Origin of the sequence: Nocardia sichangensis, from assembly GCF_047200615.1 — a bacterium.
GTDB lineage: Bacteria > Actinomycetota > Actinomycetes > Mycobacteriales > Mycobacteriaceae > Nocardia > Nocardia sichangensis.
This window is the reverse complement of record NZ_JBJZOK010000014.1, coordinates 32,198-51,495: the sequence shown is the minus strand read 5'-3', so window position 1 is coordinate 51,495 and position 19,298 is coordinate 32,198. Positions and strand designations below refer to the sequence as shown.

The window sequence follows — 19,298 nt, the reverse complement described above, 5'->3', positions numbered from 1 at the left end:
CGAACCTTCTCCGCCTCGGGGCCGGTTCCGGCAGCGACCCGGTCCCATTCCGTCTGCGGCGGTAGCGGTTCCCGGCCGAGGACGGCCAAGCGGCGCGCTCCGCGTTCGACCAATGCCGCCGCGAACGCCGCACCCAGTCCGCGCGTGCCGCCGGTCACCACATAGGTGCGGGCGGGATCCACCACCAGACCGTCGCGTGCTGTCGCGTCGGTGAGTTCGACGGCTTCGCGTATTCCACCGCGATACCGCACCCGCGGCGCGCTGTCCTCGGTGGCCGCGCTCTCCGCGCCCAGTATCGCCAGCAATCGCGCGGGATCGGCGCACACCGCGTCGCGCTCGTCACCTATATGGACGCTCCGTGTGCGCACGTCGCGGATCTCCTCGGCGAGCGCGGCGACCAGGCCGCCCAGCGGCGCGGACTCCGGGCCGTCCGCGCCGGGGTGTCCGGCGGCGATGTGCAGCAGCGCGAGCGAACCGGCGCGCGCCTCGATCACGCCTTGGTAGAACCCCATTCGGCCGAGGTCGCCGGTGGGTCGTCCGGTCGCCGCGGGTACGAGATCGCACACATCGAGGACGCAGTCGGTGTCGGGGTAGCGGGCCGCGAGCGCCCGGCCGAGCGCAGCGCCCGCGTCGAAGTCGTCGCGGTGCAGGTCGCCCGGTAGTTCGGAGAGCCGCACCAGGCGGCCCGGATCACCGGTAGCGGCGGTCAGCGCCTCCACCAGGTGGTGCGGGGTTCGCGCGTCGTATACCAGCAGGGCGCGGCGGGAACGCAGGTCACCGCCGGGCAGCGCGGCTTCTCGCCAGACCGGGACCAGCAACCGTTGCGCTGCTGCCCGGCGGGTCGGCGCGGACTCCCGCATCCCGGCCTCCGTCTCGAATCCGCCCGTCGAAAGCTCCGACAACGGCTCGAGTGCGAGCCATTGCGCTGATACGGGTTGCGGTGCTCCCGCTTGGAGCGTGGCCTGCCCATTCAGCGCGGGTTGCGCGACCGGAACAGGTCCCGAAGTCGACGTGGGCTGCGGCAGCGAGGTGTTGTCCGGCGTGAATGTGGACTGGTCACTGTGCCCGGCACCCGGTTCGACGCTGGACGCGACGTCCGGAATCCAGTACCGCTCACGGGCGAACGGGTACGTGGGCGCGGGAATCCGGCGTCGTGGTCCCGGATCACGGACGGTGGCCCAATCGAGGTCCTTACCGCCGAGCCAACGCGCGATCCGGGAATCCTCCGCCGCGTCCCGGCACGACCTGGCGCCCGGCACGTCCTCGACCCAGGCGCGGACCGCGGCGCGCAACTGGCCGATGTCGCGCGCGACGAACGCGGCGCGCGCGCTGCCCGCCTGCCGACCCACCTGCATGGTGAAGGCCAGATCGGCGAGGTTCGGCTGCTGCCCGGAGAGGAAACGGTCCAGCGCGGTGACGTACTCCGTGAGCCGCTCGCCGTCGCGCGCGGAGACCGGGACGACCTGACCGCCGCTGAATCGCGTCTGCGGCCTGCGATCCACGTACTCCTCGATCACCACGTTTGCGTTGGCCCCGCCTGCCCCGAACGAACTCACCGTCGCCCGGCGCGGCCGCGCCGGATCTCCGCCGGGCCATGGCAGCGGGCGGGACGGGATTCGGAACGGTGTGGCCGCGAAGTCGATGTTCGGGTTGGGCGGCGTGGCGTGCAGCGACGGCACGATGGTCCGGTGGCGCAACTGTAGGAGCACCTTCGTCAGCGCCGCGACACCGGCCGCGGCCTCGAGGTGGCCGACATTGGACTTCACCGAACCGATCGGCAGCTCGGTCACGCCGGACGTGCCGAACACCTTTGCCAGACCGGCGATTTCGATCGGGTCGCCCAGCGCGGTGCCGGTGCCGTGCGCTTCGACGTAGGAGACCGACGCCGGGTCCACGCCACCGCTGCGCAGCGCCGAGCGGATCACCGCCGCCTGCACATCGGGATTGGGCACCGTGAACCCGTTGACCCGGCCGCCGTGGTTGATCGCGGTGCCCTTGATGACGCCGTAGATGGTGTCGCCGTCGGCTTCGGCGTCGGCCAGCGGCCGCAGCACCAGCGCCCCCACACCCTCACTGGCCACATACCCGTCGCCCCCTGCGCCGAAGGAACGGCAGCGGCCGTCGGTGGAGGCGAACTGCCCCTGGCTGAGCGCGACGAATTTGTACGGGTGCAGTGACAGATTGACGCCGCCGACCAGCGCCAGCCTGCATTCGCCGGCCCGGATGCTCTGGCAGGCCAGGTGCAGTGCGGTGAGCGAGGACGAGCACGCCGTGTCCACCGCCATGCTCGGCCCCTGGAAGTCCAGGGCGTGCGAGACACGATTCGGGATGCTCCAGAACGTCGACCCGGGCAGCGTGCCGCGCCCGAGCCGGGACTCCTCGGCACCGAACATCTGATAGGTGCCCCACATGACACCGACGAACACACCAGCCTGCTCCGGACGCAGGCCGCCACGGGCCAGGTCGGCCCGGGAGTGTCCGGCGTCTTCCAATGCGGCCCAGGCGGTTTGCAGGAACAGCCGCTCTTGCGGGTCCAGGATCTCCGCCTCGCGCGGGGAGATGGCGAAGAACAGCGGATCGAAGCAGTCGACGTCGTCGAGGAACCCGCCCCACTTGGTGTATGCGGTGAAAGGGTTGTGGCGGTCGGGGACGAAATAGCGGCTGTGATCCCACCGCTGCTGCGGGATCTCGGTGACGCAGTCGCGTCCCTCGACCAGAACCCGCCAATACTCGTCGAGCCCGTCCGCGCCCGGGTAGCGTCCGCTCACGCCCACGATCGCGATGTCCCCCACCGCGTCGATGTGGCGATCGGTATTCGAGATGGCGTCCGCGGTCGGTGTCTCGCGCGATGCGAACGACTCGGCCGACGCATGTCGAACCTCCTGGTGACCGACGCTGGGCGCGGTCGGCGCGGACGAGTCAGCCGATGCGCGCGCGGTCACGGGCCGCCGGTCGCGCGCGGCCGAGCGGTCGGCAGCGGCCGCCGCGTCGTTTGTGCCGGTCCGGTGAGTGCGCGGGGCAGTATCCGTTGCCCGCGGCGGCACGGCCGCGACGCCGTTCGACATGGGCACGGTGACGTCCACGGCCATTTCCGGGTTCAGCCCGGGAGCGGGCGTCCGTGCCGCCGTCTGATCGGAGGAATCGCCATTGCTGTCGATCGACGGCGGCACGGACGGCACTTCCGCGGAGCCCAGCCGCACCAGCAGGCCGACCACCGCGCGCGGGGTGGGGTACTCGAAAGCCAGGGTGGCGGGCAGGCGGTGACCGCTGGAGCGCGACAGTTCGTCACGGATCTCGAGGGCCGCGACCGAGTCCAGCCCGAGTTCGTGCAGCGGTCGATCGAGATCATCGCCGGGCGCCAACCCGAGACAGCGGCGCACCAGCGCCTCGATCCTCGCGGACAGGTCGGCGGCCGAATCGGTTGTCGTAGACACGTTCTCGATCGGAGCGACGAAGTCCAGCAGCACGTCCGGCACGTCGGCGGCGGTCACACCCGGCATCGTCAACGGCATAGTGGTGACCGCCGGAGCCGCGGAACCGAGCAGTTCGGCGAGCGTGTCGAAAGCCCGCTCGGGCCGCAGCAAGCCGTAACCACGGCGGGCCAGCCGTTGCACCGCGCTACTGCTGAGCCGCTCGACCATTCCCGTGTCCGCCCACGGGCCCCACGCGATCGACAGCGCGGGCGAACCCGCCGCGCCGCGCGACTCGGCCATGCCGTCGAGGAAGGCGTTGGCGGCGGCGTAGCCGGCCTGACCGGGCAGACCGACCACCGCCGCGGCCGAGGAGAACAGCAAGAAGAAACGCAAGGACCGGCCCTCGGTCAGTTCGTGCAGGTGCCACGCACCGAACGTCTTCGGTGCGAGCACCCGCCCGACCCGTGCGGCCGTCTGCTCGGCGATCACGCCGTCATCGAGCACTCCGGCCAGATGCACAACGCCCGCCAGCGGCGGCAGCTCACGGTCGATCCAAGTCAGCGTGGCCGCCACGGCCGTGCGGTCGGCGACGTCGAGCGACCGCACCTCGATCCGAGCTCCACGCGCCCGCAATTCGGCGATGACGGACTCCGCTCGAGCATCGGGCGCGGACCTTCCGGCAAGCACCACGTCCGGCCAACCGCGGTCGACGAACCAGCGAGCCAGCCGCACACCGACCCCACCGAGACCACCGGTGATCAGCACCGTCCCACCCGCGCCGGAGGCGGCCGTCGGCGCGCTGGGCACTGTCAACGGCACGAGCCGCGGCACCCGGCGACGCCCCTGACGCAGCGCGAGCTGCCGCGGCGACGAGGCTGTCACGAACGTGTCGACCACGGAACGAACGTCGGCATCCTTATCGAGATCGATTACATGACAGCCCATTTCGCGGTGTTCGAGCTGCGCGCTGCGGGCGAATCCCCACAGCGCCGACTGCTGCGGCGCCACCCGATCGGAAGGCTCCACGCGCTGACCGTGACGGGTGAGCAGCCACACCGCCGGTTCCCCGGCCAGCGCCGCGGCCTGCACGAGATGCAGCGCACCCACCACCAGACGTTCCGCCGCCACAGGTGCGGGCGCGTCCTCGTCCGACAGCGCGACCGCGGAGACGATCCCGCGCAGCGGTGCGCGACCGTCGTCCACCGCCCCGAGCAACGCCCGCACGGCCGCGGGCACGCCGAGGTCGATCTCGAACTCGTCTTCCCCGCGGAACCTGAACCCGTCACCGGGCCTGGCGACTACACACTCCCCGCCACGCGCCCGCAAGTCGTCCGCGACATCGTCGGCGAAGCTTCCGGGCGCACCGATGACGAGCCAGCGCCCGGCCGCGGAGGCCGGCGCCGCCGGGCCGGTCTCCCGCCAGTCGATACGGTAGGTGTCCGCGACCGACCGATCGTGGGACGCCGGGGCGGACGACTGCCCGGCCGAGTTCGGCGTGGGCATCACGCGCAATCCGTTCGCGACCAGCACCGGAGAGCCCTCCTCATCGAGCAGTCGAACATCGGCGACACACAACTGCGGCGTCTGCTCGAGGACGCGCACATGGCCGAATCGAACGGTGCCCGCCGCGGCGGAGACGAGTACCTGGTCCATCGCGAACGGCACCCACGTCTGCTCGTCGGCCCGCGGCGACATCGCCGCATAGGTGGCTTGGAACGCCGCGTCCAGCAGAACCGGGTGCACCGTCCCAGGGCTGGTATCGGTATCGAAATCCGACAACGTGGCCAAGGCTTCGCGCCGACCCAGCCGCAGGCCGACGACACGGCGGAACGCCGGTCCGTAAGGCAGGCCCGCGTGGGTCAGCCGTTGGTAGAACTCCGCTGCCGCAAGGTGTTCTGGGCAGGCGCCGAGAATCTCCCCGAGAGAGGCAGCGGCCGGGATCCGGTGCGTTCCGGTGCGGACATGGGCGCGGGCGTGTGTGCCCGAGCTTTCCGTCTGCACGTGCACCGTGAATCCGTCGGCGGTCGGGTCGAAGACGATTCGTACCTGCTGGGGGCCGGTCAGCGCGAGTCCGCTGGTGATCACGAGGTCATCGATCGCGACGACGTCACCGGCGACGAGTCCGCGCGCGATGTCGGCGATGGTGGCGACGAACCAGGCGCCCGGCACGACGACAGTCCGATCCACGACATGTTCGGCCAGATATGACGGAGACTCCGGCCCGAGCGTCAGATCGAAATTCGTCGCGGTGCTGCTCGATATCGAATGATCTGCCTGCCGGGCCGCAGCCGCGGCGATCTCTTGCCGCGTCCGAAGACCCGCATAAGGGACGGCATCCATCTCGGCCGACGGAGGCGCGGCCCCGAGGTGCGTCAGAGGATTCGGCTCGGCTGCGATGCCTGATCCTGGGACCGTCTCGTGACCGCGAGTTGGATGGGTCGTGACGCTGCGATCCGATAGCTCGGCATGCAGATGCATCGAAACCTTCGAGTGTCCTGCGCCGGCGGCCTCAGAGTGCGAAAGGACTGCGTCGACCGGACGCGTCGAGTAGCCCACGGCGGGTGTCGGTGCGGTTCCGGGCTCCTCCGAGACGCTGCCCGACCGCGTGGAGATAAGCGTGTGCCCGTCGCCAGCGCTGCTCGGTGCCGCCACAGCGGCGTAGGACCGGGATTCGACCCAATAGCGTTGCCGCTGGAAGGGATACGTCGGTGCGAGCACGCGCCGACGATCGTGCGGACGGTGCACCTGCTCCCAGTCCACCGCCACGCCCCCGACATACAGGCGTCCCAGCGCCGTCATCATCGTCTCGCGATCACCACGACCGCGACGCAACGACGCGACGAACCGCGCCGAGTCACCCAGCACGCGCCCGCCGAGCGCGGACAACGTCGGATGCGGCCCGATTTCGAGGAACTCGTCGATCCCCAGCTCGGCCAGCGCCCGCAAGCCCTGTGCGAACCGGACCGGCTGACGCGCATGCCGCGCCCAGTACCGCGGGTCGAGTTCGCCCGGGCGCAGCACCGCACCGGTGAGGTTGGAGATCAGCGGAATCACGGGATCGGACATCCTCGCCCGGGACGCCGCCGCGGCGAGGTCGTCGAGAATCGGGTCCATCGCCGCGGAGTGGAAGGCGTGCGAGACGGTGAGATCGGCGGACCGTATACCGTCGGCCGACAACTGCTCGCGCAGCGGATCGAGTGCGGCTCCCGGTCCGGCGACCACCACCTGAGCCGGTCCGTTGTATCCCGCGATCGACACCGCGGGCGCATACCGTGCGACGAGCGGCGAGATCTGCTCGGCGGGGGCGTCGACGGCCACCATCGCGCCTCCGTCCGGCAGGCGCTGCATCAGGCGACCGCGCACGGCCACGAGCCGCAGGGCGTCCTCCACGCTCATCGCCCCGGCGGCGCAGGCCGCGACGTATTCCCCGACGCTGTGCCCGAGCACCGCCGCCGGGGCGATCCCCCACGACCGCCACAGCTCCCACAGCGCCCACTCGACCGCGAACAACACCGGCTGGGTGAACACCGTGCGACGCAACAGCTCCGGACCGTGATCGCCGTAGAGGGCCTCGATCAGCCCGATACCGTCCGCGATCGGCCCCAGCACCGCGTCACAGTGCCGCAGCGCGTCACGGAAGACCGGTTCGGAGTCGAACAACTCGCGTGCCATGCCCGGGTACTGCGATCCCTGCCCGGTGAACAGCAGCGCCACCTTCGTGCGCGCGGTTCGCTCCACCCGGCCACGGATCGGAATCGGCCCACGCAGCTCTCGCGCCGCGACGGCGCTGGTGTCGGCGACCACCGCGAGCCGTTCTTCGAAGTGTGTCCGCGCGGTCGCGGCGGTGTAGGCCAGATCGCTGAGTGTCGCCTGCGCCGAGTCGATTCGGTCTGCCCAGCGCCGCGCGCTGTCGGCGAGGGCGGTCTCGTCGCGCGCGGAGAGGACGAGTACCTGCGCGGTCGGCGATTCCGGTCGCGGCGCGAGTACCGGATCACCCTGCGCCAGGATGACGTGCGCATTGGTGCCGCTCATCCCGAAAGAGCTGACCCCGATCGCCGGTTCGTGCCCGGTGCGCGGCCAGTCCCGCGCCTCGCGCACCACTTCCAACGGCAGCCCGGCCCAGTCGATCAGCGGGTTCGGAGTGTGCAAGTGCAAGCTCGGCGGGATCCGGCGGTGCTGCAACATGAGCACGGCTTTGATGACGCCCGCGACACCTGCCGCCGCCTCGGTGTGCCCGATATTGGTTTTCACCGACCCGATGAGCAGAGGCTGCGTGCGGCCCGATCCGTACACCTCGGCCAGGGCGGTGGCCTCGATCGGATCGCCGAGCGGGGTGCCGGTGCCGTGGGCCTCGACGTAGTCCACCGTGTCCGGCCGCAGGCCCGCCCGTTCCAGCGCGTCGGTGATGACGCGCTGCTGGGCCGGGCCGTTGGGTGCGGTGAGACCGTTGGACCGTCCATCGTGATTCACCGCGACGCCGCGCACGATCGCCAGCACCCGATCGCCGTTGCGCCGGGCCTGCGACAGCCGGGTCAGCACCAGCACGCCGCAGCCGTCGGCGCGGACGTAGCCGTTGGCGTCGGCGTCGAACGCTCGCGAGCGTCCATCGGGCGACAGCGAGGCCAGGCGGCAGAAACCGATGGTGGTCTCCGGAGCCAGCTGGAGGTTCACCCCGCCCACCAGTGCCAGATCGCAACGGCCCGCTCGCAGCCCGTCTTCCGCCGCTTGCAGCGCCACCAGCGAGGAGGAGCATGCCGTGTCCAGCGTCATCGCCGGGCCTTGCAGCCCGAGAACGTAGGCCAAGCGCCCCGCCGCGACGCTCGGCGCCGAACCGATTACCGAGTAGGCGCCGATCGCGGTCGGATGGTCGGCTCGGGTCGGCGTGGCCGGATATTCGCTGAAGCACAGTCCGACGAACACGCCGGTGCGGCTGCCCGCCAACGCGCCGGGTGCGCGGCCCGAGCGCTCCAGCGCCTCCCACGTGGTTTCGAGCAGCAGGCGTTGCTGCGGGTCCATCGCGCGTGCCTCCGCCGCGCCGATACCGAAGAACGCGGGGTCGAACTCGTCGGCGTCGTCGACGAAACCGCCCCAGCGGGTGTACATCGTGCCCAGGGACGCCGGGTCCGGGTCGTAGTAGGCGTCGATGTCCCAGCGCTGCGGCGGCACCTCGGTGATCGCGTCGCGTCCGTGCCACAGCAGGTCCCAGAAGTCCTCCGGTGTGCGCACCCCGCCGGGGAAACGACAGCTCATGCCGACGATGACGATCGGGTCGTCGTCGGTCCGGTCGGTCTCGAAGTCGATGCCCGGCGAAACATCCTGTCTCGCAGACTGTTTCGGTGGAGTCGCGATCGGGTACCGCGGCGTGGGTGCGACCGGGTTCACCTCGTCAGCGACCGGGGGCACATCAGCCGCGACCAAGGGCGCGTCAGCGGGCACCGGGGACACGTCGGCCGCGACAGCGGACACGTCCGTCGCAGGCAAGAGCACGTCAGCCGCGACCAGAGGCACGTCGGCGACGACCGGGGGCACCTCAGCCCCGGCGGGGGGCAAATCGTCAGCCCCGGCCAGAGGCAAATCGGCCGCGTACGAGGGCACATCAGCGGCGATCACGTTCGCGCCGCCGGCGGGAGCGGCTGTGCCTCCGCTGGGAGCGGCTGCGCCCTTGCGGTGCAGGAACCGCGCCATCTCACGCACAGTCGGATAGTCGAAGACGAGCCCGGCAGGCAGCGGCATTCCGACCTCGACGGCGAGTGCGGCCCGCAGTTCCATTCCGGTCAGGGAGTCGACGCCCGTGTCGTGCAGTGGCAGATCAGGATCGAGTTCGCCCGCGCGATCGAGTACCCGCATCGCGACGCGCTGGACGAGCGCCTCCCACGGAGCGAGATCGTCGGACGCCGACTGCGTTCGCGGTACCCCGGTGGTCTCCGGCCGAATCGTCGGCGGTACGGCCGGCGCGATCTGCGGCATGCGCTGCGCATACCACCGCTCCGGCACGAATTCGAAGACGCCAGGGGCAGCACTGTCGTGCCGGACGAGGTGCTCCAGCGCCGCGGCCGCGTCGCCCGCGGACAGCGGAGGCAGCCCGCGCCGCACGAGACGTGCGGTGACGTCGGGCCGATCGGCGGCCATGCCCACGTCGGCGAACGGCCCCCATCCGATGCTCAGCGCGGGCAGTCCCTCGGCACGCCGCCGCCAGGCCAGCGCATCCAATGCCGCGTTGGCCGCGGCGTAATTCGCCTGGCCAGGGGTGCCGAGTACGCCCGCAACGGAGGAGTAGGTGATGAAGAGTTCGATCGGTTGATCGCGGGTGAGCTCATCGAGGTGGCGCGCCGCATGGTATTTGGGTCCGAGCACGGTCTCGAACCGCGACCAGGTCTGCTCGCTGATCACGCCGTCGTCGAGCACTCCCGCGCAGTGGACCACGCCGCGCAGTGGCGGGAATCCGGATTCCGAAATGCTCTGCAGCAGTTCCGCGACGGCCGCGCGGTCGCCGACATCCGCCTGCCGCGCCGTCACTCGAGCGCCGGTGCCGCGCAGCGATTCCAGCAGCCGTTCCCCTGCGGGATCCGGCGCGCGTCTGCCTACCAGCACCAAATGCCGTGCTCCGCGGTCGGCCAGCCAGTGCGCGGCCGCGGCGCCGCGGCCGCCGAACCCTCCCGTCACAAGATAGGTGCCATCGGGCAACCGGTCGCCGCCCGCGGCAACCGGGACGTCTTTGCCGAGCAGGACGACGCGACCGGGATGATCTCGTTGCGACATGGCGCGGAACGCCTCGGCGGCACGATCGATGCCGTAGGCAGCGTGCGGCAGCGTGGTCAAAGCGCGCTGCTCGAACAGTGCCAGCACACTGCGCAAGGCAGCGCCCAGTCGCCGCGGGTCGACAGCGACCGGATCGAAGGTCCGGTGGTCGACATCCGCATGCCGATGCACCGTTCCGGTCTGCACCGGGTCGACGATCTCGACGAATCGTCCTCCCGCGTGCAGTACTTCGGATGCGTGTGCGGCGAAGCCGTCCCCCGAGGTGTGCACGACGACGTCCAGTCCGTGCCCGGCGGTCGCCGCCCGAACCCGTTCGCCCAACTCGTGGCTGCGCCAGGTATGGATCTGTGTGACCGGCAGACCCGTGCTCCGCGCCCAGCGACACAGCGCGGCGGTCGCGCACACCTGCGCTCCGGCGTGCACGGCGAGCTGCACCGCGGCCATGCCGATGCCATCGGCGGGGCCGTGGACGAGCACCCGGTCCCCGGCGCGCAGACCGCCGAGGTCGAACAGCGCGTGCCAGGCGGTGGTGAAGGCGTAGGGCACGGTCGCGCCGTCGGCGAAGGGCAGGTCGTCCGGCAGCCGGGCCACCATGGCCTGGTCCACCGTCACGTGGCGGGCGAAACTGTCGGCCGCCAAGGCGACGACGCGGTCACCGACCGCGAATTGCTCGACCCCGGCACCAATCGCGGTGATCCGGCCCGCGCACTCGGAACCCAGCGGTCCCGCCCCATCCGGATGGATGCCCGAGGCCACCCAGAGGTCGTGGGCGTTGAGGCCGGTGGCGGCGACGACGATTTCGACTTCCCCTGCTGCCGGTGCGCGTCGGATACCGGGCTCCAACCGCATCCGTTCGAACTCGCCGGAACGGTGCGCCACCAACCGGTAGTCAGTGGACGCGAGGCCTTCGGCGACGCGCGCGGTCAGCCAACGGCCGTCGCGGAGGGCGAATTCGCCTGCGGCGCGGCCGCTGAGCAAACCATCGACGATCGGGGCGCTGTCCACGATGGTTTCCGCGGGCAGGTCCAGCAATCGGCATCCGAACTCGGGGTGCTCGGTGGCCAGCGTGCGTCCGAAACCCCACAGCAAAGCTTGATCAGGGTCCGGCAGGTCGGCCGGGGTGACGCGCTGAGCGTTCACGGTCAGCAACCAGAGCGCGGCAGGCCGGTGTGCTGCCGAGTCCAGAGCGCGCGTCAACCGCAGGGCGGCTTCGATGCGAACCTGGGCAGGAGCCGCCGTCCACGCGAAGGCTATGCCTTGAAACGAATTCGCGGCCTCGGAAGACAGGATCTCGTCGGCTGCGTGCCCGTCCTCGGGGCGAATCATCACGATTTCAGCGCCCCGCGCGCTCAATCCGGCGGCGACAGCGTCCCCGACCGCTCCGTCACCGAAGATCAGCCATCGACCCGCAGGTTCCTCGCGCACGCCACCCTCGACAGGAGCCCATTCCACGTGATGCAGCAGACGTGCGAGTCTTGTCGAGTCCGACTCCGCGGCAAACGATTCCGGCAGAGTATCGAACTTCGCGGCCAGCAGGCTCACACCCTGAACGCTGGCGAGCGGCCGCCCGGACTCCGAGTACAGGGTGGCGTCACCGACGATGATCCGCCTCCCTCGTTCGGTCACCCGCACCCGGCACCGCACGGTCGCATCCCCCGCCGTCGGGTTGCCGAAGAATCGGACACGATCGATCTCCGACGGCAAGAACAACTCCTCGCCCCCGGTAGCCGTCACCACGATGCTGTGCAGACAGGCATCGAGCAGGATCGGATCGAGCGCCGTGCCGTCACCGGCCAACCGGAACACCGTCTCGGCCTCGGTGGCGCTGATCCGCCGGAACTCCAGGGCGCAGCGGTAGTCAGGACCCAGGTCCAGGCCCAGCCGGGCGAGAGCGTCGTAGTAGGCGGTCCAGATGCGCGCATCGGAATGAGCGGAGTCTGCCGCATACGGTTTCACCGGCTCAGGCTGCGCCGCAGTGAGTGTCGCTTGCGCATAACCGGCTCGGGCGTCGTCGGAGCCGAGGAAGCGCACATCATGGCCGTCCGGGCCGGGTTCGACCACGACCCGCACCACTGCTTCGGCGGTGACCTCCAACGGCGTGATCAGCCGCAGCTTCCTGACTTCCCATGCCCCGGGCAGTCGAGTGGCGATCTCGTTCAGCTGAACGCTCAGCCACGCCGCGGGCACTGTCGGCAGACCACGCAGCCGATGTCCTGCGAACATCTCCGGGGTGAGCCGCAGGGCGCGTGGTGCGTGTGCGTCGTCCCGGCGCGGCGTCAGCTCCAACCAATGCCGTTTGCGCTGGAACGGGTAGGCCGGTACATCGACATGTCGCCAATGGTGACCGGAATAGACGGCACCCCAATCGATCTCGGCGCCATCGACATACCGTCGAGCCAGTTCGAGCGACCCGCTCGACACCTCAGCGACCGACCCGCTCACTGTGACCCCGGAGGCGACGTTCTCGAGCGCGGCACGCAGCTGCGCGGCAGTGTCGAAACCGATCGCCACGCGCTCACCGAAGTGTGTTCGGCCCAGCGCGGCGCGCGCACAAAGATCCACCAATGCGATCTCAGGGTGGGCGACGAGTAGATCCCGGTAGCGAGCCCCCAGTTCGCGCAGGGCATCGGCGCTTTTCGCCGACAGGACCAGCAAATGAGGCCCGGCATCGTCGGGGGCATCGGCCTCCGAGACCTGCGGCGGTTCTTCGATCACCACGTGCGCGTTCGTCCCGCTGATCCCGAAGGCGCTCACCCCCGCCCGCCGGGGCCGTCGAGAACGCCGCCACGGTCGCTCTTCGGCGACCACCCGGATAGCGACCGAATCCCAGTCGATATGCGGATTGCCCGAACGGAAATGCAGCGAGGCGGGAATGCGCTCGTGGCGCATCGACTCGATCACCTTGATGATGTTCGCGATGCCCGCCGCCGCCTGGGTGTGCCCGAGATTCGACTTCACCGACCCGATCCACAGCGGCGTGGTTTCCGTGCGACCCTCCCCTAGGGCTGCGGCCAGGGCGTTCACTTCGATCGGATCACCGAGTGCCGTGCCGGTGCCGTGTGTCTCGACGTAATCGATGTCCCCCGCCTCGACGGCCGCGTCCGCCAGCGCCGCGCGGATGACCCGTTCCTGCGCCGGACCGTTGGGTGCGCTCAATCCCTGGCTGCGGCCGTCGGAATTGACCGCGGAGCCGCGCACCAGCCCCAGCACCCGATCGCCGTCCCGCCGCGCGTCCGCCAGCCGCTTGAGCACCAGCATTCCCGCGCCGTCACTCCAGACGACGCCGTCAGCGCGTGCGTCGAAGCTCTTGCACCGGCCATCGGCGGCCAGGCCGCGCGCCCGCGCGAAGTAGATGTCGAGCGAAGGCGTCAGCACCACGGTGGCGCCGCCCGCCAGCGCCAGATCGCATTCGCCGCTGCGCAGACTGCGCACCGCCGTGTGGACGGTCACCAGCGACGAGGAGCACGCGGTATCGATGGTGAGGCTCGGCCCCTGCGCGCCGAGGAAATACGACAGTCGGCCGGAGGCGACGCTGGAGAGGTTTCCGGTGCCGAACCAGGCATCGGGCGCGAGGTCGGCCCGCGCCATCCGTTCGGCGTAGTCGTTGGACATCACACCGACGAAGACGCCGGTCCGGCTGCCCTCCAGGCGGCTCGCCGGGTAACCGGCGTGTTCGAGCGCCTCCCACGCAGTTTCGAGCAGCAGCCGCTGCTGCGGGTCCAGCATCCGGGCCTCGCCGACGGAGATGTCGAAGAATCCGGCATCGAAATCCTCGACACCGTCGACGAAACCGCCCCAGCGGGTGTAAGTCTTGCCGTCGGCATCCGGGTCCGGATCGAAGACGGCGTCCACGTCCCAGCGGTGCGCGGGTACCTCGGTCACCGCGTCGGTTTCGGTGGTCAGCAGGCGCCACAGATCGGCGGGCCCGCGCACGCCGCCGGGATAACGGCAGCCGACGCCGACGATCGCGATCGCGTCGGCGTAATCGTCCGGGGCAAGCTCGGCTTCGCGTGCTGTGAGCTGAGACACGTTCGGTGTACTAGGTGTAACCGGAAGTTTCGTTGGGTATACCGGGGCTGTGAGCTGCTCGGAGATGCGCGTGGTCGGTCGCTGTTCGGCCTGCTGCCCTGCCGTGCGGCCGGGGGCGGACGTGGCGCCGAGCCGGGCGATCTCCTCCGAGACCGCGGCGACCGTCGGATGATCGAACAGCAGCGTCGCCGGAAGTCGCATCCCCAGATCCGCGGACAGCGCGTTGCGCAGCTCGACCGCCATCATCGAATCGAGCCCGAGTTCTCGCAGCGGCGTGCGGTCGGAAACCGCTGTCGTGCGGCCGAGTGCCGTCATGGCGTGGGTGCGCACCAGTTCCCGCAGTTCCGCCGGATCGCGCGAATCCTGGGCTTCGACCGCGGCGACCGGTTCCGGCTCCGCCGGAACCTCCGTGACGGCGGGAAAGACCGACACGACTCCCTCCGCCGACAGCAGCCAACGCAATGCTCGGACACCGTCTTCGGCGGCCAGTTCGCCGACACCGTGGCGCGCCCACGCGCGGCGGGCGGCTTCGCTCAGCCCTTCGGCCATGCCGGTGCCCGCCCACGGCCCCCACGCGATGCTCAGGGCAGGCAGTCCTCGAGCCAGCCGCAGGCGGGCGAGGGCATCGAGATACGCGTTCGCCGCGGCGTAATTGCCCTGCCCGGCGGTGCCCACCACGGCGCTGACCGAGGAGAACAGCACGAACAGATCGAGCGGCTGTCCCGCGGTCAGCTCGTGCAGGTGCCACGCGCCCGCGACCTTTCCCGCAAACACCCGGTCGATGTGCCCGGCGGACTGCTCGAACAACAGGGCGTCGTCCAGAACTCCCGCACAGTGCACGACCCCGGCCAGCCTCGGCAACTCCACGCCGAAGCGGCTGATCAGGCGGGACAACGCATTCCGGTCTTCGACATCGACCACCGCGGTCTCGACTCGCGCCCCCGAAGCCGCGATCCGCGCCATCCCCCGCTCGTCTCGCGAGGTCGGGCCGTTGCGCCCGGCCAGCACGATCGTGCCCGCGCCGGCCTCGGCCAGCGTCCGCGCGGCAGTCAACCCCAGCGCGCCACGTCCGCCGGTGATCAGATACGCACCGCCACGTTTCACCTCGGGCGCCCCGCCCGGTTCGTCGGAGGGCTGCATCCGCGTCGTGTAACGGTGACGCCCGCGCAGCGCGATCGCGAAATCAGTGGCGCCGGAGCGAATCTCGTCCACCAAGCGGTGGTCGTCGCAGCGCGCGTCCGCGGGCAGGTCGATCAGGCGGCACCGCAACTCGGGCAGTTCGGTGCGCGTCACCGCACCCAATCCCCACAGGGTCGCGGCGGCCGGACGCACGGGTTCCCCGGCGAGCGCTCCGGTCGCCCCCATTGTCACCAGGTACAACGGTGCGTCGGAAACCAGCCGAGCCATCCGTTGCACCACCGCGAGCGCGAATCGCGTTTCCACCCGCGCCGATTCGGCGCTGTCGTCCGCTTCGGCATCGGCGAGGTAGATCACCGCACGGTCGTCGCCGGGCCACACGTCCGGATCGGTCGTACGCTCCACGGATACCGCATCGGTACCCGCGGCGCGCAGCGCTGCGGCGAGCCGGTCCGCCTGCTGCCGGACGCCGACCACCAACGCGGCGGCGGGCGCCCGTCCGCTCGGCGACGCCACGACGCGCTCCCAGGTCGGACGGTGGGTGAAGCCGGACATGCTATCCCGATCCTGCGGCTGCCCGGCAGTGCCGGACTCGGCGAACCATACGTCTTCGATATCGCAGACAACCGCGCCCGCGGTATCGAAGACCGTCAGACGAACGGTGCGGCCGGTGCGCTCGGTCAGCGCCCACGCCGTTGCCCCCGCACCCTGGCCGGACAGACGCAGACGGCCGATACCCACCGGCAGACGCGCCGCGTCGCCATCTGCGGACACCAACGCGAGACCGGTCTGGATCGCGGCGTCGAGCAGACACGGCAGCCAGGCGTCCGGTTCGTCGGCGAGTTCCGCCGGGCGCGTCAGTTCGGCGAGCACGCGGCCCTCGCCGGACCACAATCGCGTGATCCAGCGGAATCGCGGGCCGAAAGTCAATCCGGCATCGGCACACCGGCGGTAGAAAGCCGCGACATTCTCTTCGGTGGACAGCGCGAGCCGAGCCGCGGACAGTTCGTCGGAATCGCGGGGTCGATTCGTGGCGGCTCGAACCGTCGCGGACACCGCGGTGACCGCGCCCTCGTCGACGTGGAACCGCACCTCGGCGCGACCGCCCACATCGGAGACCAGCGGCTCGGACAACTCCTCCAGCGGCACCGGTCGCGCGGCGACGAAGTCGATCAGCTCGTGGCCTGCGCCTCCGGCCGCATGCAACGCGCGCAACGCGAGCTCTGCCGCGGGCACCACCGCATGGTCGCGAAAGCGATGCTCGGCGAGATACCCCGTGCTCGGCGACGCGCTCTCGATCGGCACAAAGACCCGCTCTCGTTCGAAGGGGTAGGTGGGCAGGCCGTTGCGCCTGCGCGCGTCCAGCGGAACCACTGCGCTCCAGTCGATTTCAGCGCCCAGGCGATACAGCTCGCCGAGCCCGGTCAACAGCACCTCGTCGTCGGTGGACGTCCGGCGCATGCTCGGCACCCACACAGCGGCGGGGTCGGTGTGCCGCCCGAATTCCGACAGCACCGGATGCGGTCCCACCTCGAGGTAGACATCCACGCCCGACTCGGCGGCCGAGCGCACACCCTCGGCGAAACGGACGGTGCCACGGGCATGCGCGCGCCAGTACGCCGCATCCATGAGGCCCTCGATCCGCGTGCCGGTCACGTTCGACACCAGCGGAATCGTCGCCGCGCGCGGGACGGGAACCAACTCGGCGACCCTGGCTTCGAAGTCGTCGAGCATCGGATCCAGCAGGGGCGAGTGGAACGCCGCCGTCCCGGGCAGCCGCACGGCACGGATCGACCGTTCCTCAGCAGCCCGCACAACCCGCTGCACCCCGTCCACCGATCCCGACACGACGAATTGCCCAGGGCTGTTGACCGCCGCGACCGACACACTCGCCGAGAGCTCGTCCAACAGTGTTTCGAACTCCACGGGCGCGGCGAAGACCGCCGCCATCGCCCCTTGCTGCGCCACTGCCTGCATCAACCGGCCCCGTTCGGCAGCCAGACGCAAACCGGTGGCGAGATCGAACACGCCCGCGACGGTCGCCGCGACCAGTTCACCGAGGCTGTGCCCCAACACGACGTCGGGGCGGACGCCGAACGCCGACCACAGCTCGGCGCAGGCCCATTCGAGCGCGAACAAGGCCGGTTGCGCGTACTCGGTACGGGCCAGCACATCGTCGTCCGCCTCGAACAGCACCGACCGCAGACGCAGGCCGCCGCGAAGCGGTCCCAACAACTCGTCGCACCGGTCGAGCGCCGTGCGGAAAGCCGGGTACCTGCGGTCGAGCGCCGCGCCCATCCCGGCGTACTGTGCGCCCTGCCCGGTGAACAGCATCGCGACCCGCGGCTTGCCCGGATCCGGATCGATGGACCGATCTGACGGTGCCGCGAGATCGCGCGCCGCTTCCTCGGCTGTCCTGGCCACGACCGCTCGCCGGTACGCGAAATGCGTGCGTCCCAGCGCCGCGGTGGCGGCGACGTCGGCGAGCGGCATCTCCTGCCGGTCCAACTGCTCCGCATAGCGGTGGGCCAGCGCATCGAGGGCCGACCGGGTGCGCGCCGAAATGACCAAAAGCGCAGGCTCATTCGGATCGGCACGCGCCAGGGGCTCGGGTGCCTGCTCCAGCACCACATGTGCGTTGGTGCCCGCGAATCCGAACGAACTCACCCCTGCCAATCGCGGCTGTCGCGTCTGCGGCCAGGCGACGTCGTCGGTCGGCACCGCCAGCGCCGTGCCGTCGAGCCTGATCTTCGGATTCATTGTGGCGAAATCGTGCTGACGTGGAATTCGTTCGTGCTGCATCTGCAGCACCACCTTGATCAGCCCGGCGACGCCCGCGGCCGCCTCGAGGTGCCCGATCTGCGACTTCACCGAACCGAGCAGGCACACCGACCCATCCGCACGTGGCACGCCGACCACCTGCGACAACGCCTCGATCTCGATCGGATCGCCCAGCGGCGTGCCCGTGCCGTGCGTCTCGACGTAGCCGATCCGATCGGCGGCGCACCCGGCGTCGGTCAACGCGTCGCGCAGCAACTCGCGTTGTGCCGTCGGATTCGGTGCGGTCAGCCCCATGGAACGACCGTCGTGGTTCACGCTCGAGCCTCGGACGAGCGCCCTGATCTCGTCACCATCGGCGAGCGCTCGCGAAAGCGTTTTGAGCACAACGACACCCGCGCCCTCGCCACGCACATACCCGTTCGCGCGCGCGTCGAAGGGGCGACAGCGCCCATCCGGAGAGAGCGCGCCCATGCGGGCCAGCGCCTCCGAAGTCAGCTCGGATTGCAGCAGATTCACTCCGCCCGCCAACGCGACGTCGCACTCCCCAGCCCGCAGACTGCGGCACGCCTGATGCACCGCCACCAGCGACGACGAGCACGCGGTGTCGATCGCCACCGCCGGACCACGCAATCCGAGCACGTAGGACACCCGCCCCGCCACGATGCTCGACATCGTCCCGGTGAGCGTGTGCGCGTCCACCGAACTCACCCAGTCCGGTGTGATCGTGCGCTGGTATTCCTGCCAGCTGACACCGAGGAACACCCCCGTGCGGGCCGCGGCCGGACCACCCGGCACCAGTGCGGCGTCTTCCATTGCCGCCCAAGCCACTTCGAGGGCCAGCCGCTGTTGCGGATCCATCGACGCCGCCTCGCGCGGCGCGATCCCGAAGAACTCCGCGTCCATCGCATCGATCGGACCCGCGAGCAGCCCGGCTCGCCGCCGCGCCCGTCGAGGCGCCGAATCCGTTACCACCCAACGGTTCTCCGGCGCCTCGACGATCGCGTCGCGGCCCGAGGACAGCAGTTCCCAGTACTGCTGCGGGGATTCCGCGCCGCCGGGAAAGCGACAGCCGACTCCCACGATGGCAATCGGCTCGCGTTGCGGCCGCGCCTCCAACTCCTGAATCCGGCGGAGCGCCCGCGTCAGCAAGACCCGTAGGTCGTACCCATCATCCGACAT

At 70.4% G+C, this 19,298-nt stretch carries 1 protein-coding gene (cut by a window edge); it reads right to left on the bottom strand.

Annotated elements, in window-relative coordinates; all coding sequences use genetic code 11:
- On the bottom strand, positions 1 to 19,298 hold the 5' portion of the coding sequence (locus tag ACL03I_RS20290) for an SDR family NAD(P)-dependent oxidoreductase (RefSeq protein ID WP_412806693.1). 2,455 nt of this gene lie to the left of the window's left edge; only the first 19,298 of its 21,753 coding nucleotides appear in the window; it begins with the start codon at positions 19,296 to 19,298; its stop codon lies beyond the left edge, outside the window.